This window comes from Amycolatopsis sp. lyj-90 (assembly GCF_046549035.1).
Taxonomy (GTDB): Bacteria; Actinomycetota; Actinomycetes; order Mycobacteriales; family Pseudonocardiaceae; genus Amycolatopsis.
This window is the reverse complement of sequence record NZ_JAJPWP010000002.1, coordinates 968835-992719: the sequence shown is the minus strand read 5'-3', so window position 1 is coordinate 992719 and position 23885 is coordinate 968835. Positions and strand designations below refer to the sequence as shown.

21 protein-coding genes, 1 pseudogene and 1 riboswitch are annotated in these 23885 nt (G+C 68.6%); of the genes and pseudogenes, 20 read left to right on the top strand and 2 right to left on the bottom strand.

The window, feature by feature from the left end; translation table 11 throughout:
* Window positions 1-31: 31 nt before the first annotated feature.
* From ACLJPX_RS10500 to ACLJPX_RS10450, 11 genes are all read left to right on the top strand, one after another.
* The gene (locus ACLJPX_RS10500) at window positions 32-1357 is read left to right on the top strand and encodes an NAD(P)/FAD-dependent oxidoreductase (RefSeq protein WP_410599895.1); all 1326 of its coding nucleotides are present in this window, start codon (window positions 32-34) and stop codon (window positions 1355-1357) included.
* Window positions 1351-2100, top strand: coding sequence for a DUF1365 domain-containing protein (locus ACLJPX_RS10495; protein ID WP_410599894.1), 750 nt, complete (start codon window positions 1351-1353; stop codon window positions 2098-2100). Before ACLJPX_RS10500 ends, ACLJPX_RS10495 begins: the two co-directional genes overlap by 7 nt.
* Window positions 2093-2704: an ECF RNA polymerase sigma factor SigK gene (sigK, locus tag ACLJPX_RS10490; RefSeq protein WP_410599893.1), complete on the top strand. Its 612-nt coding sequence runs from the start codon at window positions 2093-2095 to the stop codon at window positions 2702-2704. Before ACLJPX_RS10495 ends, sigK begins: the two co-directional genes overlap by 8 nt.
* Window positions 2701-3471: an anti-sigma factor domain-containing protein gene (locus ACLJPX_RS10485; RefSeq protein WP_410599892.1), complete on the top strand. Its 771-nt coding sequence runs from the start codon at window positions 2701-2703 to the stop codon at window positions 3469-3471. The genes sigK and ACLJPX_RS10485 overlap by 4 nt, the downstream gene beginning before the upstream one ends.
* Before the next feature lie 251 nt (window positions 3472-3722).
* Window positions 3723-5045 (top strand): cell division protein FtsZ, encoded by a 1323-nt coding sequence (gene ftsZ / locus ACLJPX_RS10480; protein ID WP_410599891.1) that lies wholly within the window; start codon window positions 3723-3725, stop codon window positions 5043-5045.
* 75 nt (window positions 5046-5120) lie between these two features.
* On the top strand, window positions 5121-5828 hold the full coding sequence (pgeF, locus tag ACLJPX_RS10475) for a peptidoglycan editing factor PgeF (RefSeq protein WP_410599890.1): 708 nt from the start codon (window positions 5121-5123) through the stop codon (window positions 5826-5828).
* Window positions 5825-6556, top strand: coding sequence for a YggS family pyridoxal phosphate-dependent enzyme (locus ACLJPX_RS10470; RefSeq protein WP_410599889.1), 732 nt, complete (start codon window positions 5825-5827; stop codon window positions 6554-6556). Before pgeF ends, ACLJPX_RS10470 begins: the two co-directional genes overlap by 4 nt.
* A gap of 82 nt (window positions 6557-6638) precedes the next feature.
* The gene (locus tag ACLJPX_RS10465) at window positions 6639-7238 is read left to right on the top strand and encodes a cell division protein SepF (RefSeq protein ID WP_101609393.1); all 600 of its coding nucleotides are present in this window, start codon (window positions 6639-6641) and stop codon (window positions 7236-7238) included.
* A gap of 114 nt (window positions 7239-7352) precedes the next feature.
* The gene (locus tag ACLJPX_RS10460; protein WP_005155180.1) at window positions 7353-7628 is read left to right on the top strand and encodes a YggT family protein; all 276 of its coding nucleotides are present in this window, start codon (window positions 7353-7355) and stop codon (window positions 7626-7628) included.
* A 54-nt stretch (window positions 7629-7682) separates the two neighbouring features.
* A complete protein-coding gene (locus ACLJPX_RS10455) occupies window positions 7683-8546 on the top strand; it encodes a DivIVA domain-containing protein (protein WP_184893210.1) in 864 nt (287 codons plus the stop codon).
* 110 nt (window positions 8547-8656) lie between these two features.
* Window positions 8657-9253 (top strand): hypothetical protein, encoded by a 597-nt coding sequence (locus tag ACLJPX_RS10450; protein ID WP_410599888.1) that lies wholly within the window; start codon window positions 8657-8659, stop codon window positions 9251-9253.
* On the opposite strand, the gene ACLJPX_RS10445 is transcribed toward ACLJPX_RS10450, so the two are convergent.
* Entirely contained in the window at window positions 9250-11067 is a 1818-nt protein-coding gene (locus ACLJPX_RS10445) for an FUSC family protein (protein WP_410599887.1), read from the bottom strand. The genes ACLJPX_RS10450 and ACLJPX_RS10445 overlap by 4 nt on opposite strands.
* 326 nt (window positions 11068-11393) lie before the next feature.
* Between ACLJPX_RS10445 and ACLJPX_RS10440 the strand changes: the two genes are divergently transcribed.
* Window positions 11394-12650: a DUF222 domain-containing protein gene (locus tag ACLJPX_RS10440; RefSeq protein WP_410599886.1), complete on the top strand. Its 1257-nt coding sequence runs from the start codon at window positions 11394-11396 to the stop codon at window positions 12648-12650.
* A 22-nt stretch (window positions 12651-12672) separates the two neighbouring features.
* Here the strand turns inward: ACLJPX_RS10440 and ACLJPX_RS10435 are convergent, their stop codons facing one another.
* Window positions 12673-12897, bottom strand: a complete 225-nt coding sequence (locus tag ACLJPX_RS10435; protein WP_410599885.1) for a hypothetical protein — start codon at window positions 12895-12897, stop codon at window positions 12673-12675.
* A gap of 79 nt (window positions 12898-12976) precedes the next feature.
* Here ACLJPX_RS10435 and ACLJPX_RS10430 point away from each other — a divergent pair.
* The 8 genes and pseudogenes from ACLJPX_RS10430 to ACLJPX_RS10395 form a co-directional block, all read left to right on the top strand.
* Window positions 12977-13192 (top strand): annotated as a pseudogene (locus ACLJPX_RS10430) (hypothetical protein); the annotation flags it as partial.
* A 277-nt stretch (window positions 13193-13469) separates the two neighbouring features.
* Entirely contained in the window at window positions 13470-16640 is a 3171-nt protein-coding gene (gene ileS / locus ACLJPX_RS10425; RefSeq protein ID WP_410599884.1) for an isoleucine--tRNA ligase, read from the top strand.
* 205 nt (window positions 16641-16845) lie between these two features.
* The gene (locus ACLJPX_RS10420; RefSeq protein ID WP_410599883.1) at window positions 16846-18450 is read left to right on the top strand and encodes a penicillin-binding transpeptidase domain-containing protein; all 1605 of its coding nucleotides are present in this window, start codon (window positions 16846-16848) and stop codon (window positions 18448-18450) included.
* 43 nt (window positions 18451-18493) lie between these two features.
* Entirely contained in the window at window positions 18494-19177 is a 684-nt protein-coding gene (locus ACLJPX_RS10415; protein ID WP_410599882.1) for an ArsR/SmtB family transcription factor, read from the top strand.
* A gap of 111 nt (window positions 19178-19288) precedes the next feature.
* Window positions 19289-20767 carry a potassium/proton antiporter gene (locus tag ACLJPX_RS10410; protein WP_410599881.1) on the top strand — a complete coding sequence of 493 codons (1479 nt, stop codon included), beginning with the start codon at window positions 19289-19291 and terminating at the stop codon, window positions 20765-20767.
* 142 nt (window positions 20768-20909) lie between these two features.
* Complete coding sequence (locus tag ACLJPX_RS10405) at window positions 20910-21587, top strand: M23 family metallopeptidase (protein WP_410599880.1); 678 nt, start codon at window positions 20910-20912, stop codon at window positions 21585-21587.
* Window positions 21588-21750: 163 nt separating this feature from the next.
* Window positions 21751-21865: riboswitch (SAM riboswitch) on the top strand.
* Window positions 21866-21897: 32 nt separating this feature from the next.
* Window positions 21898-23274 carry an aminotransferase class V-fold PLP-dependent enzyme gene (locus ACLJPX_RS10400; protein ID WP_410599879.1) on the top strand — a complete coding sequence of 459 codons (1377 nt, stop codon included), beginning with the start codon at window positions 21898-21900 and terminating at the stop codon, window positions 23272-23274.
* Window positions 23275-23293: 19 nt separating this feature from the next.
* Window positions 23294-23878 carry a hypothetical protein gene (locus tag ACLJPX_RS10395; RefSeq protein WP_410599878.1) on the top strand — a complete coding sequence of 195 codons (585 nt, stop codon included), beginning with the start codon at window positions 23294-23296 and terminating at the stop codon, window positions 23876-23878.
* Window positions 23879-23885 lie beyond the last annotated feature (7 nt).

Below are 23885 nucleotides of genomic sequence, written 5' to 3'. Positions count from 1 at the left end.
TTCGACCCCGGACAGGTAAAGGATGGGTCGGATGACGCCCCGGTTCACCCGGTCCAATCCGGCCCGGCCCCTGTTCCGAATCCCTTTCGTGCACACCAAGGGTCAACGCATCGGAGTCATCGGCAGCGGCGTCGCCGGCCTCACGGCCGCCTACCTGCTGCAACGCCGCTACGAAGTGCTGCTGTTCGAAGCCGAAGACAGGCTGGGCGGGCACGCGCACACCCACGACGTCCCCAGCGCGCACGGCGGCACCGTCGGCGTCGACTCCGGGTTCATCGTGCACAACGAGCGCACCTACCCGAACCTGCTGAGGCTGTTCGCCGAACTGGGCGTCGCCACCCGCGACACCGAGATGTCGATGAGCATCCGCTGTGACGGCTGTGGCCTCCAGTACGCCGGCGCCAAGGGCCTGAAGGGCCTGTTCGCCCAGCCGCGCAACCTCGCCCGGGGGCGCTACCTGCGGATGCTCGCCGACGTCAAACGCTTCCACCTGCACGCGAAGCGCGTCCTCGACTCTCCCGAGGCCGGAGACGTCACCCTCGGCGCGTTCCTCGCGATCGGCGGGTACACGAAGTACTTCGTCGACCACTTCATGCTCCCGGTCGTCTCGACAGTCTGGTCGGCCGACCGGAACGACACGCTCAAGTACCCCGCGCGCTACCTGTTCGAATTCCTGCGCAACCACGGGATGCTTTCGGTCGGCGGGTCCCCGAGCTGGCGCACGGTCGTCGGCGGCTCCCGCGAGTACGTCGACCTCGCCGCGAAACAGCTGACGGCCGTGCACCTGTCGACACCGGTCCGCTCGGTCAAGCGCACCGCGCGCGGGATCGAGGTCCGCGACGACGCCGACACCCGGCACCGGGTCGACAAGGTCGTCCTGGCCACCCACGCGGATCAGGCGCTGAAGCTGCTCGCGTCGCCGACCGAGGCCGAGCGCGACGTCCTCGGCTCGTTCCGGTACTCCAGCAACGAGGCCTGGCTGCACACGGACACCGGAGTGCTCCCGACGGCGGAATCGGCGCGCGCGGGCTGGAACTACGCCACCCCGTTCTGTGGTGCCAACCATGGCGCGGTCCAGGTGTCCTATGACATGAACCGCCTGATGCGGCTCGACGAGCCGACCGGCTACGTCGTCACGCTCAACCCCGGCACCGCCCCCGACGACGGTTCGGTGCTGGCCAAGATGACCTACGAACACCCCGTCTACACCCCGGAATCGGTGGCCGCCCAGCGCCGCCTGCCCGAGCTGAACGACGAAACGGTCGCCTTCGCGGGCGCCTATCACGGGTGGGGATTCCACGAGGACGGCTGCGCGTCCGGTGTCCGCGCGGCCGAGAACTTCGGGGTGCGATGGTGACCGTCATGGCCGTGCTCTACGACTCCACGGTGGCGCATGTCCGGCGCATCGATCCGCCGGTCTCGTTCGCCCACCGCGTCTATCTGTGGCTCATCGACCTCGACGCGCCGCCGAAGCTTCCGAAGTGGCTCCAGCCCTTCGCCCGCTTCGACTCGCGAGACCACTTCGCGCCCGAAGACACCTCCAGCATCCGGTCCAAATTGGACCGCTGGCTCGCTGCCCGCGACGTCGATCTCCAAGGCGGCCGGGTGCTGATGCTGGCGGGCGCGCGCGTGCTCGGGCACAACTTCAACCCGATCACCCTCTACTGGTGCCACCGGCCCGACGGCGAACTCGAATGCGTCGTCGCCGAGGTGCACAACACCTACCGGGGCAGGCACGCGTATCTCCTGCGGCCCGACGCCGACGGGAACGCCCACGCGGACAAGGAGTTCTACGTCTCCCCGTTCCAGTCGATGGACGGCGAGTACCGGATGGAGGTGCCGCGGCCGGAGTCGCTGCTCTCGGTCAAGATCGCCCTCCGCCAGGGCGGGGAGACACCGCTGACCGCGTCACTGCGCGGGGTGCGGCGCCCCGCCACCGCCAAATGGCTCGTGCACATGCTGATCACCCGTCCGCTCATGCCGCACCGGGTCTCCGCGCTGATCCGGCGGCATGGGGTCAAACTGTGGTTGAAGAAGGCGCCGCTGACCCCGAGGTCGACACAGACGCCACAGATCGTCGGAGGCAGTCTCGATGGATGAAGCAGCACGCCCGCGCCACATGGCGCCCGTTCCCGCGACGGACGGCGAACCGGCGGGCCCGACGTCCGAGGAACTGCTCGTCCGGGTCGCGAAGGGGGACGAGAGGGCCTTCGACGCGCTGTACGACCGGCTCGCCGGTCCGGTCCTCGGCCTGGTGCGGCGAATCCTCCGTGACGTCGCACAGTCCGAAGAGGTCACCCAGGAGGTCATGGTGGAGCTGTGGCGCACTGCCGCGCGTTACTCCCCGGAGCGGGGGAGCGCGCTGAACTGGGCCATGACGCTCGCGCACCGCCGTGCCGTCGACCGTGTCCGTTCGGCGAGGGCCAGCTCGGATCGCGAGGTCAAGGCGACTTTCGAAGCCGCCCGCGCCCGGCCCTTCGACGAGGTGGCCGAGGCCGTCGCGGCCCGCTGGGAACGTTCGCAGGTGCGCCGCTGCCTGACCAGCCTGACCGAACTGCAACGGGAATCCGTCCTGCTCGCCTACTACCAGGGCTATACCTATCGCGAGGTCGCCGAAGTACTGGAGACCCCGCACGGAACCATCAAGACTCGACTCCGGGACGGCCTGATCAGGCTCCGGGACTGTTTGGGGGTGACGGCATGACGATGCCCGAAATGCACACGCTCACCGGCGCTTACGCCGTCGACGCACTGTCCGATTTGGAGCGTGCCCAGTTCCAGCGGCACCTCGGCGAGTGCGCTTCGTGCGCACAAGAGGTCCTCGAACTGCAGATGACCGCGACCCGGCTCGGTGCCGCCTTGGCCGAAGACCCGCCGCCGGAGCTCAAGCGCCGGGTGCTCGCGGAGGCGATGGCGACCCGGCAGCAGCCGCCGAAGACCCGCTTCGAAACCGGAGAGCGCGTCAAGGACCGCCGACGCGCCCCGCGCTGGGCGATCGCCGCGGCCGCGGCGGCGATCGTCGGGCTGGCGGGCACCGCCGTGTTCGGCGGGATCGCCTACGACAACCACACCCAGCTGACCGCCGCGCGGGAACAGGCGACGCGGGCCGCGGATCGGTACGCGCCGGTCGCCGACGTCCTCGCGGCCGCCGATCTCCGGACGGGGCACGCCGAGACCTCCGCCGGGGGCGGCGGGACCGTGATGATGTCGCGCGCCAAGGACCGGCTCGTCTTCATGGCGGCCCAGCTGCCGAAGAACGATCCGGGCCGGACGTATCAGGCCTGGCTGATGTACCCGGGCACCGCGCCCAAGCCCGCCGGGCTCATTTCCGGTGGTCAGGACGGTGCGCTGCTGGTCGCGGACGGACTCGGCGGGGCCGAGAAGTTCGCGCTCAGCGTCGAGCAGGCGGGCGGATCACCGACCGGATCACCGTCGAAGGACGTCGTCATGGTCATGTCCATGCCGACCTGATCTCCGGTCCTTAGCAGGCCGCCGTCCGGCGCTTCCTCCGGGGCTCACTCTTGCGCCCGGGAAGATGTTGTGGCAAAACACCTTTGCGACACACGGCGTGGCTACTGGATTCGAGCCTGCCTGGTGCATACCGTCCTGCTTCAACGTCGGCAGTTGACATAACTCTCACTCTGAGGTTCAGATCGAGGGTTCGGCCCAGGCTCAGCGACCGGCGGGCAGCACGAGCACACACGATCAGGAAGGCGGCTCCGATGACGCCCCCGCACAACTACCTTGCGGTGATCAAGGTCGTCGGTATCGGCGGCGGCGGAGTGAACGCCGTGAACCGCATGATCGAGGTCGGCCTCAAGGGTGTCGAGTTCATCGCGGTGAACACCGACGCACAGGCACTGCTCATGTCCGACGCCGACGTCAAGCTCGACATCGGCCGGGAACTGACCCGCGGCCTCGGTGCCGGCGCCGCCCCCGAGGTGGGGCAGAAGGCCGCCGAAGACCACCGCGAAGAGATCGAAGAGGTCATCAAGGGCGCCGACATGGTGTTCGTGACCGCGGGTGAGGGTGGTGGCACCGGCACCGGTGGCGCTCCCGTCGTCGCCCAGATCGCCCGCAAACTCGGCGCCCTGACCATCGGCGTCGTCACCCGCCCCTTCACCTTCGAGGGCAAGCGCCGCAGCAAGCAGGCCGAAGACGGCATCCAGCAGCTGCGCAACGAATGCGACACCCTGATCGTCATCCCGAACGACCGGCTGCTGCAGCTGGGCGACATCGGCGTCTCGCTGATGGACGCCTTCCGCTCGGCGGACGAGGTCCTCCTTTCGGGTGTCCAGGGCATCACCGATCTGATCACCACGCCGGGTCTGATCAACCTGGACTTCGCCGACGTCAAGAGCGTCATGTCCGGCGCGGGCTCCGCGCTGATGGGCATCGGCTCGGCGCGTGGCGAAGGCCGGGCGATCCAGGCGGCGGAGAAGGCGATCAACTCGCCGCTGCTGGAAGCGTCGATGGACGGGGCGCACGGCGCGCTGCTGTCGATCGCGGGCGGGTCGGACCTCGGCCTGTTCGAGATCAACGAAGCCGCGTCGCTGGTGCAGGAGTCCGCGCACCCCGACGCGAACATCATCTTCGGGACGATCATCGACGACTCGCTCGGCGACGAGGTCCGGGTCACCGTGATCGCGGCCGGTTTCGACGCCGGCACGCCGACCCACAAGAAGCTCGACCCGTCGACCTTCGGTTCCCGGTCGAACTCGACCGCGTCCGCCCAGGCGGGTCAGGTCAACGGTGGCGGGGCGACGCCGGTGCAGGGCCCGCCCTCGGGTGCCACGCCGGTGCCGTCGACGGGTTCGAACGGCTACCCGGTCGCGCCGCCGCGCACGCACACGCCGATGCCGTCCTCCCGCAACGAGGGCAACGGCTCGCTGACCGGCGGGCTTCCGCAGTCCGGCGGCGGTTCGCGCGGGTACTCGCCGATCGGGTCGAACTCGACCCACGGCAGCCTGCCCAGCCGGGCCACCCCGGTGCACGACGACCCGTCGGACGACGAGGTCGACGTGCCGCCCTTCATGCGGCGGTAGTTCGCCAGTACGGTTCCGTGAAGGCCTCCTTGACTACAGTCGAGGGGGCCTTCACTCAGGTCTAGGAGGAAACGCGTGCGGGTACGGCGGGTCGTCACGACAAGGGCCGGCGGGGCTTCCCGGCCGCCTTACGACACCTTCAACCTCGGTGATCACGTCGGTGACGACGCGGGCGACGTCTTCGCCAACCGCAAACGTCTCGCCACCGAACTCGGCCTCGCCGAGGACAGGCTGGCCTGGATGGAGCAGGTCCACGGCCGCACCGCCACCGTCGTCGACGGCTCCGAGACCTCCGCCGCCGAAGCGACCGACGCCCTCGTCACCGCCGAGGCGGGCCTCGCCCTCGTGGTGCTCGTCGCCGATTGCGTTCCTCTCATGCTGGCCGACGTCGAAGCCGGTGTGGTCGCCGCCGTGCACGCGGGCCGCGTCGGTGCTCGCGTCGGCGTCGTCCCCGCCGCGGTCGAGGCGATGCGCTCGCTCGGCGCAGACCCGGCCCGCACCGAAGCACTGCTCGGCCCCGCGATCTGCGGCGACTGCTACGAAGTCCCCGCAGACATGGCGGCCGACGTCGAAAAGCACGTGCCCGGCAGCGCCTGCAAAACCCGGAAGGGCACCCCGGGTCTCGATCTCCGCGCCGGCCTCTGGCGGCAGCTCGCCGACCTCGGCGTCGGCAAGATCGGCGTCGATCCGCGCTGCACCAACGAAGACAAGACGCTCTTCAGCTTCCGCCGCGACGGCACCACCGGCCGGATCGCGGGTATCACCTGGCTGGACGCGTCGTGAGTGACGCGCGAAAGGCGGAACTCGCCGCCTCCCTTGCCGAAGTGGAAGAACGGATCGGCGCCGCGTGCAAGGCCGCCGGCCGGGACCGCGACGACGTCCGGTTGCTCGCGGTCACCAAGACCTTCCCCGCGCTCGACGCCGCGCTGCTCGCCGACCTCGGCGCGCTCGACCTCGCCGAGAACCGCGATCAGGAGGCGGGCGCGAAGGCCGAAGAGGTCGCCGGGCTGCGCCCGGACGCCCGCGTCCGCTGGCACATGGTCGGCAGTCTCCAGCGGAACAAGGCTCGCTCGGTCGTGCGCTGGGCCGACGAGGTGCAGTCCGTCGACTCCGAACGCCTCGCCGAAGCGCTCGCGAAAGCGACCAGGTCGGCGCTCGATTCCGGGCAACGCGATCAGCCGTTGGACGTCCTCATTCAAGTAAGTCTCGATGACGATCCGAAGCGCGGGGGCACTCGGGTGAACGAGTTGGGCCAGCTGGCGGAGCGGATAGCCCATGTGGGTGATATTCGCCTCCGAGGGCTTATGGCGGTCGCTCCGCTGGGTATTGACCCGGCAGAGGCGTTCGAGAAGCTCGCTCGTGCGTCGGAACGTCTTCGGGCAGATCACCCAAATGCCCGTGAGATCTCCGCCGGAATGAGCAATGATCTCGAGCAGGCGATCGCGCACGGCTCGACCTGTGTGCGTGTCGGAACCGCGTTGCTCGGTGGACGCGGTTTAGCCTCGCCCTAGGGAATACCGTCTCGTCGTTACGGGGAGTGGTGGCGAGGGCGGGGGAGCACGGTGCGGGACGCGGCTAAGGCTAGGGAGAGGCATGAGCGCGCTGCAGAAGCTGAAGGCCTACTTCGGGATGGTGCCCGCGGACGAAGACGGCTATGACGTCGAGGATGACTACCGGCGAGGTTACGCCGAAGACGAGTACGACTACGACGATGAGCCGCCTGCCCGGTCGCGGGGTGGACGCTACCGGGAAGTCGATGACACTTATGACGAGCCTGTCGCCCGGACTCGGTCACGCTCCGTGCCCAGTCCGGAGCCGGCGGTCCACGGGGCCTTGGCGATGGATCGCCAGCCCGAACCGGTCGCACGGCTGCGCCCGGTGACGGAACCGGTCCGTCCGGCCGTCCGTGACCCGCTGAGCCGGATCACGACGCTGCACCCGACGAGCTACGCGGAGGCGCGGGCGATCGGCGAGCACTATCGCGAAGGCATCCCGGTGATCATGAACCTCACCGAGATGGAGAACGCGGACGCGAAGCGTCTCGTCGACTTCGCCGCGGGGCTCGCTTTCGCGTTGCGCGGATCGATGGACAAGGTCACCAACAAGGTGTTCCTTCTCTCACCGCCCGATGTGGACGTCACCGCGGAGGACCGTCGGCGGATTGCCGAAGGCGGATTATTCCTGCGCGGCTGATCACCCGGTGACCGCTGAGCGCAGCCGGATGTGATTTTGTCGACTCATCGGCATCTCGAGGCCGTCAACTGCGTCTTTTGACGCGGGGCATGGCAGAGTGGTTACGTGAATGCTGTGTTGCTGGTCGTCTGGTACGTGCTGTTCGCTTTCTGGCTCCTGCTGACGGCACGGATCGTCGTCGAACTCGTGCGTGCTTTCGCTCGCGAGTGGCGTCCTGCCGGAGGGGTTGCGGTAACGCTCGAGACCATCTACACAGTGACCGACCCACCGGTTCGTCTGTTCAGACGAATCATCCCGACCGTACGAATCGGCGGCGTCGGACTGGACTTATCGATTATGGTGCTGCTGTTGGTTGTGTTCTTTGCGATGCAGCTGGCAACGCCAGGGTGATTTTCGGGGAAGCCCGGGTGGACCTGCAGGCCATGGAGTGCGTGAGGTGATCTGATGTCGTTGACCCCCGCTGACGTGCATAACGTCGCGTTCAGCAAGCCGCCCATAGGCAAAAGGGGCTACAACGAGGACGAGGTGGACGCGTTCCTCGACCTGGTGGAGACCGAGCTTGCCCGGTTGATCGAGGACAACAACGAGCTGCGGCAGCAGGTCGAACAGCTCGACAACGAGCTCGAGACCACCCGTGGTGAGCTCGAGAACGCCAAGGCGGGAGCAGTCGGCCCGCCGCCACAGGTGCGCGACGAGCCGTCGCGTCGCCTGGCGCCGGTGCCGCCGCCGCAGTCGGCGATGGAGCAGACCCAGGCCCACTCGATGGTGCCGGACAACGGGGAGCCCAACGTCCAGGCCGCGAAGGTGCTCGGACTGGCGCAGGAAATGGCCGACCGGCTCACCGCCGAGGCCAAGACCGAGTCGGACGGCATGCTCGCCGAAGCCCGGACCAAGTCCGAGCAGCTGCTTTCGGACGCGCGGTCCAAGTCGGACTCGATGGTGAACGAGGCGCGCACGCGTGCCGAGACCATGCTGAACGACGCGCGAACCCGTGCCGAGACCTTGGAGCGCCAGGCGCGCGACAAGGCGACGACCATGGAGCGCGAGGCTCAGCGCAAGTACACCGAGACCATGAACAACATGAACGCGGAGAAGGGCTCGCTGGGCAAGAAGATCGAAGAGCTGCGCACGATCGAGCGGGAGTACCGCACGAGGCTGCGCGGGTTCCTCGAGTCCCAGCTGCGTGAGCTCGACGACCGTGGTTCGGCCGCTCCCGCCTCGGCGTCTTCGTCGAACTCGGGGCAGCCGGCATCGTCCTCGGGCGGCGGACAGGGCTACTCGTTCGGTCCTCGGGCCGAAGCGGGCTGATTTCACCACGGCCCGATTTTCTCCTGCTTGAATTTCTACACAGTGGAACGGCCTCGGCACTCTCCGGAGGGTCGGGGCCGTTTCGCTTGCCCCTCGTGTTGTAATTCACCGTGCTCTACATCGTCCTAGTACTGGTACTGGCGGCTCTGGGGCTGCTCGTCGCGGCGCTCATCACCGCGAACTCCCTGTGGGCCTGGATCTCCATCGGCCTCTCCGTCGTCGCCGGGTTGCTGCTCGTCTTCGACTGGCTGCGCCGCCGGAAGAAGCGTGCCGCCGAGGCCGCCGCCCCTGCCGAGTCCGAAGAACCGGAAGACTCGGAAGAGGCCGACGATTCGGCTTCAGCCGAAAAGAGCGCGCCGGACGACGAGGAAAAGCCGGAGGACGCCGAGCAGACCGTCCTGATGCCCGCCGCCGGTGAGCTGAGCGACACGGACGAAGCTCCGGAACCTCAGCGCAACGGCGACCCCGGCGAGGAGAAGAGCGATCCCGCGGATGTGGCGATCGTCTCGGACCTCGAAATCGAGGTCGTCGTCGTGGACGAGTACCCGCGCTATCACGTGACGACCTGCGCGTGGCTCGAAACCCGGGACACGATCCCGCTCGGTATCGGCGAGGCGCGTCAGCTCGGGTTCACCCCGTGCGCGCTGTGCGCGCCCGACGCCGAGATCGCCGGGCAGCACCGCGACAAGACCAAAGCGGACAGCTAGGCGTCTTCGAGCGTCTGAGCCGCTTCGCCGACCGTGACCACGTCGGCGGCGATCGTGTCGAGCACCAGACGCTGTTCTTCCTCGGCATCTCGCGGCACAGGGATCTCGGCCGCTTCTTCGGTCCCGAGTGTCCGTGCCGCCTCTTCGACGGCGTCCGCGGCGCCGGCCGATCCGGGACGCAGCAAGAGTGACGACGCCGTGACGGACAGGCCGCGCAAGGCCTCGGCCGCGTTCTCCAGCGCGTCCCGTTGTCCTGGAGCGGGTTCCTTGGTGCCCGGCTCCGCGGTGAGCAGGCCGTGATGCGCGATGGCGGCGGCGCGGAACTCACGGCCGAGCGTCCGCGGGTCGACGTCCTCGCCGCGCAATTTCCGCCCGACCGAGCCGAGCAGTGCGCGGGTGGCGCCGACCGCGGTCCCGAAGCGTTCCGCCGGACCGGGTTTCGGCACACCGGGGATCGCGGCGAAACCGAAGAGCAGGGCGATGGCGCCGGCGAGGACCATCAAGAGCAGGTACTCGACGAGCACGTAACGCGGGTCGAGATGCCTGGTCGTCGCGTTCATGCCGACCGACATCAGCACCATGCAACCGTTGAACACCGCCGGGCGCGTCCGCATGACGGAGAATCCGCCGAGTAGCGCGACGAGCCCGATCGGCAATAGAAACCCTTGCGGCAGAAGCCAAAGGACGAGGGTGAGCACGACGGCGCCACCGAGGGAACCGCCGATGCGCTGCCAGGCCTTGCTGAGGCTGTCACGCCATTCCGGTTGCATGATGGCGAAAGTGCCGAGCAGGAAGGACACGGTGAGCGGGTCGCCAGGCCGGAAGCTCGCGACGACGAGCGCCAGCGCCACCCCGAGCCCGCAGCGGATCGCGTGCCGGAACTGCGGTGACTGCCAGGAAAACGCGCCACTCAGTTCGATCCGGCGCAGCTCCTTCCGAAGTCCCTTCGGAACGTCCACACGCGACTCGTCGCGCTCGGTCGCCGCCGTGCGGACGGTTTCGAGAGAGTCCCAGAGCGCGGTGACGAGCCTCGCCGTGGCACCGGGCAACTCGGCGGGTTCCTTGCGCCGCACCGGTTCGACGTCCTCCGGTGCCTGCGCCGAGCGCACCGCGCCGGCGAGCCTGGCGGCTTCTTCCCTGGCGGCGTCGAGGGTTTCGCCGATTTCCGGGTTGTCCAACCGTTTCCCGCGGATCTCGAGCAACCCCGTCGCCGCCCGGTACCGGAACATGCCGCCGAGCACCCCGGCCGTCCAGCGCCGGGGACGGTCCGCGAGCCAGAGCCTCGCCGCCCGCTCCTGCGTTTCGGAAGTGCCCGTCGCGAGCGCGTCGGCCAGCGCGTCCCGGGTCGGCTTGGCCGGATCCCTCGCGCCCATCAGCACCCGCAACAGAAGCACGACCCCCACCGCGAGCGCGGGCGCGCCGAGCACCTGCCCCGCCGACGCCGTCCCCGTCAACTGGAAGCCGTACCCGAACAGCGACGCCATCCCGAGCCCCAGCCCCACCGTGACGAACCGCGCCCCGAGCGCGGGCAACAACCCGGCGATCACCACGATCACCACCAGCAGGCCGATCGCGGCCCACTGCGACACCGTCCCCAGCAGCCGTGGCACACCGACCGCGAGGACCATCGCGGGCGCGAACCACGCCAACAGCCGCAAATCCGCCCAGAGCGGCCCGCCGACCGCCGCGATGAGGCAGAAGAGCGCGGTGAGGGCCGCCAGGATGGCCGCGTTGCCCAGTCCCAGCAGGAACCCGAGCCCGCTGACACCGCCGAGGACCACCAGCACGACGACGAGGAGTCCGGGCCCTTTCATCGGGCCTCGCTGATCGACATACCCGTCAACCTAGAGGCGATGGGCGGGACGGCAACTCGGGGTCGGGGTGGTGGCCATGCTCGTCACTCACGGCCAGGGGCCATCACCCCACCGGCGACCGGACGCCTTTGTTCTTATTCTTCTATCGAGGGGAAGGCAAGCGTGGCGTGGTTACGCCTCTCTGTGCTGAAGCCCTGGTTCCCATTGTCTCCTCAAGCTCTTAGCGACCCTTCGCGCCGTTAAGAGCTCTTCGCGATCTTCTCTCGATGCTGTGTCACATAAACGTGTGATAGCACAGGTGTTCGACTGCAAGTATTGTTAGTGCCGTGGCCAGCGATGACAGAACCCGGACGACATCTGTCGAGTGGTGGCGCGTCGACACGGCCACATTGCATGCCCGCAAACAAGAAGTCGAAGTCCTCAAACGCCAACTGGACGCCGAGCAGAACGCGATCCTCGCGGAAATAAATATCCGCGGGGTTCGGGGATGTTCGGGTCATTCCACATTGTCGGCGATGATTTTCGAGGACTTCCACGTCACCGGCAAGGAAGCCGATGACCGCGCCGACCGGGTTCTCGCCTTGCACGCCGGGTTGGCGGTGGGCGGTGACCGAGTGCCACCGCTGGCTCCCCTGACCGCCGAGGCCGCCGCAGAAGGCGCTATCGGTGGCTCGCAGATCGACGCGATCATCCGCACTCTGGCGCGGATCCCGTCCTACATCCCAGAAGCGGACGTGCGGGCCGGAGAGAAGATCCTGGTCGACCTCGCCCGATACTCCGGGCCCCGTCAGATCAGCCAGGCCGGTCGGCGGTTGCTGGACGGGCTGGATCCCGATGGGAAAGAACCCCGCGACGAGAACCCGAAGGACGCGCGGCCGGAGTTGCGGTTCGTCAAGCACCGCAACGGCACCTTGGGTTTGAAGGGCACGCTGGATCTGGAGACCTACGCGCGGTTGAAGTCTGACCTGGATCCGATGGCCAAACCGCACAAGGCCATCGACGGGGTCCGGGACTCCCGCACTCAGGACGAACGCTACGGCGACGCCTTCACCGACTACGTCCGGCTCAAGACCACCAGCCGGAACCTTCCCGGCCAGGCTGGCGAGGCCACGCACATCCTCGTCACCATGTCCTACGAGGACCTGATCAATGACCTGGGTGAGGCTCAGCTGGATCTGGTGGGTCCGATCAGCGCGACCGATGCCCGCATCCTCGCCTGCGATGCCCGCGTGCGGCCCGGGGTTCTCGGCACCGCGGGCGAACCCCTGGACATCGGCCGCTCGAAACGCACCGTGTCACTGGCCCAGAAATACGCGCTCACCATCCGCGACGGTGGCTGCGCGTTCCCCGGCTGCGACATGCCCGTGCCGCGCTGTACGGCTCACCATATTGTTTTCTGGCGACACCACGGCGAAACGAAGATCGACAACCTGGTTCTGCTGTGCACGAAGCATCACCGGTTGATCCACCACAGCCAATGGAAAGTGGTCATCGCTCAGGATGGCCTGCCGGAATTCACCGCCCCCGCCTACCTCGACCCCGCCGGAGAACCCCGACGCAACACCATGCACCTCAGGACATAGGCCGAACCCGCTGTATAACGACCTACACGTCCGGGGTCTCGCGAGCCAGCTGGCGGATCCGGCGCGCCGTGTTCCACGGGGAATGATCAACCGCGCCGGGATCAGTGAAGGCAAGGACGGATTCGTCGAGCCGTTGGAAGATCAGGCCGCCGCCGTGAGCCGAGCCGACCGGTAACTCAGGAAAGGATCTCCAGCGATAGATCCCGCGCCAACGTCCGTCGTCGTCCTGATAGGTGCCGGTTTCCACCGCGCCGCCGTGGTCAAGCCAAGCCTGGAGGCTGTACAGCTGAAGGCAAGGGACGTCGGCGGAGGTATGCCGTGCGTGTGCGGTGAACGCGCTCGCCGGCGCTGTCTCGATCGGCGAAGGCGGAGTGCAGACGCTGATCCTCGGCGATGAACCCGCGACCACCTGCTCTCTCCCGGAGCAGGCTCGCGTCGAGGTCGAAAGGGGGCGTTTCGCCATCCGCGCGGTCCATGCGAGTGGTGATTCCGCGTGGGTCGGTCTGGTCCAGCTTGTCGAAGAAGCTGTCGAAGAGGGCTGAGCCACCACCCCGGACAACCTGGTTGCCCCCGCGCGCTACCCTTGAGTCAACTGGCACCGATCCGGCTATCACCGGGGAGCCTCCGGAAGAACAGGGCTCGCGCCCCCAGTAGAACCGGACGGGTACGGCCCGTCACAGCCGTCGAATGAGCGGCCCGGCCGGAACACCACCGGAAGGGCAAGCGGGGTGGTACCGCGGAACGCGCCGGAAACGGCCGTCTCGTCCCCGTGTGGGTGAAAGCCCGTACGAGTGAGACGAACCGCGAGGAGCACCGAAGATGTATCCCAAGGCACAGGTGGACGGCGAGACCGGCGTCCCGTCCCAGCCTTCGTTCCCCGAGTCGGAAAAGCGCGTCCTCGCGTACTGGGAAGCCGATCGGACCTTCCAGGCCTCGATCGACGCCCGCGATCCCGGCGTCAACGGCTCGAACGAGTACGTCTTCTACGACGGCCCGCCGTTCGCGAACGGTCTGCCGCACTACGGTCACCTGCTCACGGGATACGTGAAGGACCTGGTGCCGCGTTACCAGACCATGAAGGGCAAGCGCGTCGAGCGCCGCTTCGGCTGGGACACCCACGGCCTGCCCGCCGAACTCGAGGCGATGCGTCAGCTCGGGATCACCGAGAAGGCCGAGATCGACGCCATGGGCATCGACGTCTTCAACGACGCGTGCCGCGAGTCCGTGTTGCGCTACACCGGCGAGTGGCAGGACTATGTCACCCGCCAGGCCCGCTGGGTCGACTTCGACAACGACTACAAGACGCTCGATGTCAAGTACATGGAATCGGTCATCTGGGCGTTCAAACAGCTGTGGGACAAGGGCCTGGTCTACGAGGGCTACCGCGTCCTGCCCTACTGCTGGCGCGACGAGACGCCGCTGTCCAATCACGAGCTGCGGATGGACGACGACGTCTACGCCAGCCGTCAGGACCCGGCCGTCACGGTCGGTTTCCGCTTGGAGGGCAACGACAACGAGCTCGACGGCACCTACCTGCTGATCTGGACGACGACCCCGTGGACGCTGCCGTCCAACCTCGCGACCGCGGTGCACCCCGACGTCCGGTACGTCGTCGTGGAATCCGAGGCTCAGGAGGGCAAGCGGTTCCTGCTCGCCGAAGCGCGCGTCGCCTCGTATGCCCGTGAACTCGGCGAGGAGCCGGCTGTCGTCGGCCACTACACCGGCACCGAGCTGCTCGGAACCCGTTACGTCCCGCCGTTCCCGTACTTCGCCGGACACGAGAACGCGTACCGCGTGCTGTCCGCGGACTACGTCACCACCGAAGACGGCACCGGGATCGTCCACATCGCGCCCGCCTACGGTGAAGAGGACAAGGCCGTCACCGACGCCGTCGGGATCGTGCCGGTCACGCCGGTCGACGCGCAGGGCAAGTTCGACGCGACCGTCGGGGACTACGCGGGCCAGCAGGTGTTCGACGCCAACCCGAACATCATCAAGGATCTCAAGAACGGCACCGGTTCCGCCGGCCGTCAGGGCGCGGTCCTGCTGCGCCACGAGACCTACGAGCACCCGTACCCGCACTGCTGGCGCTGCCGGAACCCGCTGATCTACCGCGCCGTCTCGTCGTGGTTCGTCGCGGTGACCGAGTTCAAGGACCGGATGATCGAGCTGAACCAGCAGATCACCTGGTACCCGGAGAACGTCAAGGACGGCCAGTTCGGCAAGTGGCTGGAGAACGCCCGCGACTGGTCGGTCTCCCGCAACCGGTACTGGGGCACGCCGATCCCGGTGTGGCAGTCGGACGACCCGGCGTACCCGCGCACGGACGTCTACGGCTCGCTCGAAGAGCTCGAGCGCGACTTCGGTGTGCGGCTGGACAACCTGCACCGGCCCTTCATCGACGAGCTGACCCGGCCCAACCCGGACGACCCGACCGGGAAGTCCACCATGCGCCGGATCGAGGACGTGTTCGACGTCTGGTTCGACTCGGGTTCGATGCCGTACGCCCAGGTGCACTATCCGTTCGAGAACACCGAGTGGTTCGAGCACCACTACCCGGGCGACTTCATCGTCGAGTACATCGGGCAGACGCGCGGCTGGTTCTACCTGCTGCACGTGCTGGCGACCGCGTTGTTCGACAGGCCCGCGTTCCGGACCTGCATCTCGCACGGCATCGTGCTCGGCTCGGACGGCCAGAAGATGTCCAAGTCGCTGCGCAATTACCCGGACGTCAACGAGGTCTTCGACCGCGACGGTTCCGACGCGATGCGTTGGTACCTGATGGCGAGCCCGATCCTGCGCGGCGGGAACCTGGTCGTCACCGACAAGGGCATCCGCGACGCCGTCCGCCAGGCCGTGCTGCCGCTGTGGAACTCGTACTACTTCCTCGCGCTCTACGCGAACGCCGAGGGTGTCGAAGGGCAGTGGCGCACCGATTCGAAGCACGTCCTCGACCGGTACGTGCTGGCGAAGACGCACGAACTGGTGACCGACGTCGAGCACGCGCTCGACACCTACGACGTCGCCGGTGCCTGCTCGACCGTCCGCGATTTCCTCGAGGTGCTGACGAACTGGTACGTGCGCCGCTCGCGTGACCGGTTCTGGGCGGGCGAGCAGGACGCGATCGACACCCTGCACACCGTGCTGGAGGTGACGTCCCGGGTGGTGGCGCCGCTGCTGCCGCTGACCACCGAGGTCGTCTGGCGCGGCCTGACCGGCGGCCGTTCGGTGCACCTGGCCGACTGGCCGAACTCGCTCGACCTGCCCGCCGACGCGGCGCTGGTGACGGCGATGGACCGCGTGCGGCAGGTGGCGTCTTCGGCGCTTTCGCTGCGCAAGGCGAACAAGCTGCGGGTGCGGCTGCCGCTGGCCAAGCTGGTCGTCGCCGCGCACGAGGCCGACTCGCTGCGCGAGTTCACCGACATCCTGCGCGACGAGGTCAACGTCAAGTCGGTCGAGCTGACCGCGGACGTCGCGGCGCACGGCGGTTTCGAGGTCGCGGTCAACGCCCGCGCGGCCGGGCCGCGGCTGGGCAAGGACGTCCAGACGGTGATCAAGGCCGTCAAGGCCGGCGAGTGGACGACGTCGGAGAGCGGCGCCGTCGTGGCCGCCGGGATCGAGCTCGTCGAGGGCGAGTACGACCGGCGCCTGGTCGCCAAGGGCGGCGGCGCGGCCGCGGAACTGCCCGGCGGGGCGGGGCTGGTGCTGATCGACACCGAGGTCACCGACGAACTGGCGGCCGAGGGCCTGGCCCGCGACCTGGTCCGGGTCGTCCAGCAGGCCCGCCGCGACGCCGGTTTCGACGTCGCCGACCGGATCGCGCTGACGGTCGACGCGCCGGAGGACGTGGTCACGGCCGCGAAGACGCACGAAGAGTTCATCGCTTCGGAGACCTTGGCGACTTCGGTGGTCTACGGCGCCGTCGCCGACGGCTCGGCCGGAACGGTCGGGGAGGGCACCAAGGTGACCGTGGCGGTCGCCAAAGCCTGACCCGAGCGCGCTATGAAAGGCCCGTTACTTGCAAATTTTGCAAGTAACGGGCCTTTCATAGCGTCCGGAGGGGTCCCGACCACCGGGATCACGAAAAGGATTCGGAACCGTCGCTTTCTCGCCGCCGCGCCGCCTCGCGCGGGGGAAATCGGCAGGCTGGCCCGGGGCGCGCGAAGTACGCGCTGTACTGGGGGAGAGCGAGTCCATGAGTCCTGCCCGGAAAAGAGGGATCCTGATCGGCGCCGCGCTGGCGGTCGTCGTCATCGTGGTGGCCGCGGTGGTGCTGCTGGTCAAGGAGGATCCGGCGCCCGCCGCCACCGGCGGGCCCGGAGAGCCGACCGAGAGCGCGAGCCAAAGCCCCGCCCAGGTCGCCGTCCGGTTCCTGCGGCAGTTCGACACCGGTGACCTGACCGGTGCGCCGGTCGACGATCCGGCGGCGGGCACGGCGGCCCTGTCCGCGGCGCGCGCCGCGCTCGGCGGGGCGCAGGTCAAGACGTCCCTGGGCGAGGTTCCGACGACGCCGGGGGACGCGACCACGACGTCGGCCACCTTCCACGCTTCGTGGACGTTCACGGGCAACAGCGTCTGGAAGTACGAAGGCAAGCTGGAGCTGGTCCGCAACTCGGGGAAATGGGTCGTCCGCTGGGCGATGTCGGTGATCCACCCGAAGCTCGAAGCCGGTCAGCAGCTTTCCGTGGCTCCCGTTTCGGCGAAGCCGGTCGTGGCCGACAGGGACGACAAAGCCCTCGTCGGCGGTGACGCGGCGGGTGTCGCGCCGATCCTGCAAGGGGCGCTGTCGAAGGTCGCGTCCGAGCAGAACGGCGGCTCCGGGACGCCCGCCACCGTCGCCGTGTCGCGGGTCGATGCCTCCGGCAAGCCGGTCGAAACGCTGTTCGGGCAGGCGGGCGAGAGTGACGAACCGCTGGCTTCGACCTTGAGCGTGGCTTCCCAGAGCGCCGCGCAGAAGGCCGTCGACGGCTTCCAGGGGCCGGCGATCATCGTCGCGATGAAGACTTCGGGCGAACTGCTGGCCGTCGCGCAGAACGGCGCGGCCGGGAACCAGCCGAAGGCGCTCAACGGCCTCTATTCGCCGGGTTCGGCCTTCAAGATCGCCACGGCGACCGCGGCGCTGCAGAAGGGCGGGATCTCCGCCGACTCACCGGTGGCCTGCCCGGGCAGTGAGCAGATCGGGACCCGCACGCTCAAGAACGAAAACGGGTTCGACCTGGGGACCGTCTCGCTGAAGACGGCCTTCGCGGCCTCGTGCAACACGACGTTCGGGCGGCTCGCCGGGCAACTGCCCGCGGACGGCCTCGCGAAGGCCGCGAGTCAGTTCGGCCTCAACGCCGACTTCGAGATCCCGGGACTGGCGACCGAGACCGGCAAGGTGGAGCCGTCGGCGGGCGGCGACGAGCAGGTCGAGGCCGGGATCGGGCAGGGAAGGGTGCAGGTCAGCCCACTGGGCGCGGCACTCATGGCCGCCACCGTCGCGACGGGGAAGCCGGTGGTGCCGAAGCTGTGGCAGGGGCTCGAGACCAAGGTCAACACCGGCTACCAGGCCCCGCCCGCCGGGGTGCTGAACCAGGTTCGGGCGATGATGCGCGAGGTCTGCACGACGGGGACCGCGAAGGCACTGAAGGGCAGCGGAGCCGTCTTCGGCAAGACCGGGACGGCGCAGTTCGGTTCGGGTGCCGACGCCAACGGCTGGTTCGTCGGGTATCGCGGCGACGTCGCGTTCGCCGTCATGCTCGAGGGCTCCAACGATTCCGGGCCCGCGGTCCGGCTGGCGGCGAAGTTCCTGGCGGGCTGACGTTTCGGCCCTCGCCGAACCGTGCGTCTTCTACGGTGAACTCATGGAAACGATCGCCTTGGCCGAGGTCGCGGCCGTGCTCGCCGATCCGAGCCGCGCGTCGATGTGCCTCGCGCTGCTCGACGGACGTGCCTGGACGGTGACCGAGCTGGCCGGAGCGGCCGAAGTGGCCGCGTCGACGGCGAGCGAACACGTGACGAAGCTGGCCGAGGCCGGCTTCGTCGTGCGGGTCAAACAGGGGCGGCACAGCTACGTCCGGATCGCCGACCCCCGGGTGGCGGAGCTGATCGAGCATCTGGCGCAGCACGCCGAGCATCGCCCGGTGAAGGGGTTGCGCTCGTCGGTCCGGGTGAAGCGGCTCGAATTCGCCCGGACCTGCTACGACCACCTCGCCGGGACGGTCGGGGTCGCGCTGCGGGACGGGATGCTCACCGCCGGGCTGATCGACGAGGCCGACGGCCTGACGTTGACCGGTCGCGGACGCGAGGTGCTCGGCGCTCTCGGGGTGGAGATCGCCGAAAGCCGCCGTCCGATGCTGCGTGACTGTCTCGATTGGACAGTGCGCCGTGATCATTTGGCGGGCCGGGTCCCCGCGGCGTTACTGTCTCACGGAGTGAGTGCCGGCTGGTTGTCCCGTGAGGGCAACCGCGCGGTGAAAGTCCTGCCCGCGGCGGAGAAACCGTTCGCGGAACTCGGGGTGGACCTGGTGGCCCTGCGGAGTCCGTAAAGGACAGTCTGTAACACAGGCTATCCGGACGGTTTTCGACCGGTACACGAACGAGTGACGACCACCGCCTCACTATTCTGGAGGCCTCACGGCGACCGGACGGGAGGCGACATGGAGCAGCTCCCGCTCGTTCTCGGTACCGGTGGTGCAGTCCTGCTCGTCGCCGTGATCGCCGTCCGCGTGTCGATCCGGGTCGGTCTTCCCTCGCTACTGCTCTACCTGGGCATGGGGGTGCTGCTCGGCGAAGCCGGGTTCGGCATCCAGTACGACAATCCCGAGCTCACCCAGTCGCTCGGCCTCGCCGCGCTGGTGATGATCCTGTCCGAAGGTGGTCTCACCACCCGGTGGACGGCCGTGAAACCCTCGCTGGGCATCGGAATCGCACTGTCCACAGTGGCCGTCGCGGTGAGTATCGCGGTCACCGGCGCGGCCCTGCACTGGCTGCTGGGCCTCGACTGGCGGATGGCGTTGCTGTGGGGCGCGGTGCTCGCCTCGACCGACGCCGCCGCGGTGTTCTCGGTGCTGAGATCGGCGGGGGTCGGGAAGCGGCTCGTCGGCGCGCTGGAGATCGAGTCGGGCATCAACGACGCCCCGGCGTACATCGCCGTCGTCGTGCTGGCCGAGGGCACGACCATCGACTGGTCGCTGCCGCTGCTGGTGGTCTACGAACTCGCCGCCGGGCTGGTCATCGGCCTGGCCTTCGGCTGGATCGGCACGCACGCGCTGCGACGGGCCGCGCTGCCGGCGACCGGCCTGTATCCGCTGGCCACGGTCGCCGTCTGTGTCGTGGCGTACTCGAGCGGGCAGCTGGCGCACGCCTCCGGCCTGCTCGCCACCTACGTCGCCGCCTTGGTGCTGGGGAACTCGAAGCTGCCGCACCGGTCCGACACGCTGTCCTTCGCGGAGGGGCTCGGCTGGCTCGCGCAGATCGGGCTGTTCGTCCTGCTGGGCCTGTTCGCCTCGCCGAGCAGGATCTTCGAGAGCCTGATCCAGGGGCTCGTCGCGGGCGCCGTGGTGCTGCTGCTCGCCCGTCCGCTGTCGGTGGTGCTGTCCGCGCTGCCGTTCAAGATCCCCTGGCGAGAACAGGTGTTCCTGTCCTGGGCCGGGTTGCGCGGGGCCGTCCCGATCGTGCTCGCGCTGATCCCGCTGTCGTCCGGGGTGCCCGGTGCGCAGGAGCTGGTCGACGCCGTGTTCGTGCTGGTCATCGTGCTGACCCTGCTCCAGGGTGCGACGCTGAGCCCGCTCGCGAGAGTGCTCGGGCTGACCCAGCACGCCCAAGCGCACGAGATCGACGTCGACTCCGCACCGCTCGACGAGATGGGCGCCGACCTGTTGCAGGTCCGGATCAATCCCGGGTCGAAGATGCACGGCGTCTACCTGGCGGAGCTGCGGTTGCCGATCGGGGCGACGATCAGCCTGCTCGTGCGCGACGGCATCGGCTTCACGCCCAACAAGGACACCCGGCTCCAGGAACGCGATCAGTTACTCGTCGTGACCACGTCCGACGCCCGTGACGCGGCCGAACGACGCCTCCGGGCCGTCGACCGTGCCGGACGCCTCGCCAGGTGGAAGGGCGAATCCGGCCAATAGGTCACGAGATCGCACCAGTCTTTCGTCGGTTGATCTCAGAAAATTCACTACGAGTTGTTCCCTTTTGTACTCCTTTTGGATTACTTTCCCCGCAATCCACTCCATCGAATGGGTGAGTGTCACGGGGTAAGGAGTACGCAAGGTGACGAAACTTCCTGTGCGGTTCGCCGGCCTGGGGGCCGCCGCCGTCCTCGTCGGGGTGGTTCTCTCGACGCCGGCCGCGGCCGCGGGCGCGTTCCCGGCGTTCGGCCTGCCGTTCGACACCGGCCGGTCGGTCTACTCGGCGGGGATCCACTCGGACAACGGGACCTCCGGCGTGAAGAACGCCATCGACTTCAGCCCGGGTGACAAGACCGTACGCGCCCCGCTCGCGGGCACGGTCCGGATCCAGCACTGCGACGGCGGCGACTGGGTGACCGTCGACCACGACGGCGGCTGGCGGACCGGGTACTACCACATGGAGGGCATTTCGGTCACCGACGGCCAGCGGGTCGTCCCGGGCGACGCCCTCGGCCGGACCGGCAACGCGCTGCCCTGCGGCGGCAGCAGCACCGGCGCCCACGTGCACTTCACCCTGTGGACCCTGCCCGCCGTCGCCAAGGGCGGTGACTCGCGCGACTTCGGCGTCGGAGCGGGCAACTGGAACGGCATGTCCTACGACGAGGTCTCGACCAAGGTCGCCGAGGCCTACGGCGAAGCGGTCGACGGCAAGATCTTCGGCGGCTGGCAGTTCGCCGCGGGCACCGATCAGTACTCGGGTACGGCCACCGAGGTCTCGTCCCGCGCGACCATCCCCCTGCCCGGCCGATTCCGCGTCTGACCTCCCGCAATTAGTCCTCTGGTTGCGGTAGTTGCGCGTGCAAGTACCGCAACCAGAGGACGAAACGCGGGGGTTCTCCTCGGTCGCGGAACGCGTGACCGGCGTCTCAACATCCGGACGAGGGGTGGCTCGATCGCGGGTGCATCCGCTAACTTCGTTCGTAGGTCACGAGTGTCAGCGTCAAGCCCCGGCTAGCTGACCGGCAACCCTCCTTCCGCGGTGGGGTGCCCCGGGTGAGGACCTGGCTCGTCGCGTGGTGCGGCGGGCAAGCGCGGGATCCTCGTCGGGTCCCCAGGCCCGGAGGATGACGATGACTCTCGCTCTCGAACGCACCAGCACCCCCGCCGACATCTCCACCGCTGTCGCGGAAACCGTTGCCACCCGCGAAATCCCGGCCGTGGCGTGTGCCGATCTGCGGGTCCCGCTGGTCACCGGTGGCGACATCGGGTACGCCAACCTCGACCACGCGGCGAGCGCTCCCTGCCTGGACAAGGTGCGCGACGCCGTCGACGAGTTCCTTCCCTGGTACGCCAGCGTCCACCGCGGCGCCGGGTTCGCTTCGCAGGTCTCCACCAAGCTTTACGAGCGGACGCGCGGAATCCTGCGGGACTTCGTCGACGCGCGGTCGACCGACACCGTCGTGTTCACCCGCAACACCACCGATTCCTTCAACCTTCTCGCCCGCAGCCTGCCGAAGCACACGTCGGTCGTCGTGTTCGACACCGAGCACCACGCCGCGCTGCTGCCGTGGAAGGGCCCGAACGTCCGCCGGATCCAGACCCCGCGCACCCGCCTCGCCGCGGTGTCCGCTGTGGACGAAGCGCTCGCGGACTGCCCTCAGGGCCCGCGGCTGGTCGTCATCACCGGCGCGTCCAACGTGACCGGGGAACTGTTGCCGGTCAAGGAGATCTCCGCCGTCGCGCGGCGGCACGGCGCCCGGATCGCGCTCGACGCCGCGCAACTCGCGCCGCACCGCAAGATCTCCCTGCGCAAACTGGACGTCGACTACATCGCGATTTCGGGGCACAAGCTGTACGCGCCTTTCGGCGCCGGTGCGCTGATCGGCCGCGCCGACTGGCTGCGCGCCGCCCAGCCGTACCTCGCCGGTGGCGGCGCGACGAAGCTCGTCACCCGCGACTCCGAAGACTTCGGCGTGGTCTGGAACGCCGGCGCCGAGCGGCACGAAGCCGGTTCTCCCAACACCGTCGGCGTCTACGCGCTCGGTGTCGCCTGCGAGACGCTGGCCGGGAACTGGGACGCGATCGTCGCCCACGAGGACGAACTGCTGGCACGGCTGCGCCGTGGTCTCGCCGGTGTCCCCGGTTTCGCCGAGCTGCGGCTGTTCGACGCGCCCGTCGACCGCGTCGGCACCCTGAGCTTCGTCATCGACGGCTTCGACCCGGGCTGGCTCGCCGCTGTTTTGTCCGCGGAGTACGGCATCGGCGTGCGGGACGGCGCGTTCTGCGCGCACATCGCGACCAAACGGCTCATCTCCGCCGCCGGTTCGACCGGCCAGCAGGCCGTCCGGGTCAGCCTCGGTCTCGGCAGCACCGCCGAGCACGTGGACCGGCTCGTCCTGGCGCTGCGCCAGATCGTCGCCCGCGGCGCCCGCTGGCAGTACGAGAAGCCGGAAGGCCGCTGGGTGCCGGAGAACGACCCGCGGGAGCTTCCCCCGTTCTGCGCCTGACCCACTACTCTCCCCTCGCATGGGGAGCGAGCGACCGCGTTACTGGTTTCCGCTGGCGTTGCTGGGTTTCGCCCAGCTGACGGTGGTGGCCTTGTCCGTCGGCACGGGCCCGGTCGACTACACGGCCTACGGGAACGGTGGCCTGTTGGGATCCGTCCACAGCGTGGAGATGAGCCGTGAAGCCGTGTCCGCCGTTTCGGTCATCGGCATGAGCAGGATGGACGACTGGCTGTTCGCCGTCTTCGCGGTTTACCTCGGCACCGTGCTCTTCTATGCCTTCCGGTCGAAGCGCCTGCCGTGGTGGAAGGTCCTCGCGATCGCTCTCGGCGGGCTGGTCGCCATCGCGCTGGCGGATCTGGTCGGCTACTGGGAACTCGACATGGACGGCGACGCGCGGAGCGCGATCCTGGTGACGCTGGGCCTGGTCCTGCTCGCCTGGCTGGACCGCAGCGTGCTGGTGCTGGTCGTGGCCGCCGCGTTCGTGCTCTGCGCCGTCGTGCTCGCCCAGGGACAGCTCGCGCTGGTGCTGTCGTCGCTGGTCGCGCTCGCCGGGGCGTTCGCGGCCCTGCTGAGCAGGCCGAAGACAGCCGCCGAGGAGACCTGAGCACGCT

Coding starts and splice junctions, on each gene's coding strand:
- ACLJPX_RS10455 (WP_184893210.1), top strand. CDS start 7,683: ATGTCGTTGACCCCCGCTGACGTGCATAACGTCGCGTTCAGCAAGCCG.
- ileS (WP_410599884.1), top strand. CDS start 13,470: ATGTATCCCAAGGCACAGGTGGACGGCGAGACCGGCGTCCCGTCCCAG.
- sigK (WP_410599893.1), top strand. CDS start 2,093: ATGGATGAAGCAGCACGCCCGCGCCACATGGCGCCCGTTCCCGCGACG.
- ACLJPX_RS10485 (WP_410599892.1), top strand. CDS start 2,701: ATGACGATGCCCGAAATGCACACGCTCACCGGCGCTTACGCCGTCGAC.
- ACLJPX_RS10395 (WP_410599878.1), top strand. CDS start 23,294: ATGGGGAGCGAGCGACCGCGTTACTGGTTTCCGCTGGCGTTGCTGGGT.
- ACLJPX_RS10445 (WP_410599887.1), bottom strand. CDS start 11,067: ATGAAAGGGCCCGGACTCCTCGTCGTCGTGCTGGTGGTCCTCGGCGGT.
- ACLJPX_RS10415 (WP_410599882.1), top strand. CDS start 18,494: ATGGAAACGATCGCCTTGGCCGAGGTCGCGGCCGTGCTCGCCGATCCG.
- ACLJPX_RS10420 (WP_410599883.1), top strand. CDS start 16,846: ATGAGTCCTGCCCGGAAAAGAGGGATCCTGATCGGCGCCGCGCTGGCG.
- ACLJPX_RS10495 (WP_410599894.1), top strand. CDS start 1,351: ATGGTGACCGTCATGGCCGTGCTCTACGACTCCACGGTGGCGCATGTC.
- ACLJPX_RS10500 (WP_410599895.1), top strand. CDS start 32: ATGACGCCCCGGTTCACCCGGTCCAATCCGGCCCGGCCCCTGTTCCGA.
- ACLJPX_RS10400 (WP_410599879.1), top strand. CDS start 21,898: ATGACTCTCGCTCTCGAACGCACCAGCACCCCCGCCGACATCTCCACC.
- ACLJPX_RS10410 (WP_410599881.1), top strand. CDS start 19,289: ATGGAGCAGCTCCCGCTCGTTCTCGGTACCGGTGGTGCAGTCCTGCTC.
- ftsZ (WP_410599891.1), top strand. CDS start 3,723: ATGACGCCCCCGCACAACTACCTTGCGGTGATCAAGGTCGTCGGTATC.
- ACLJPX_RS10465 (WP_101609393.1), top strand. CDS start 6,639: ATGAGCGCGCTGCAGAAGCTGAAGGCCTACTTCGGGATGGTGCCCGCG.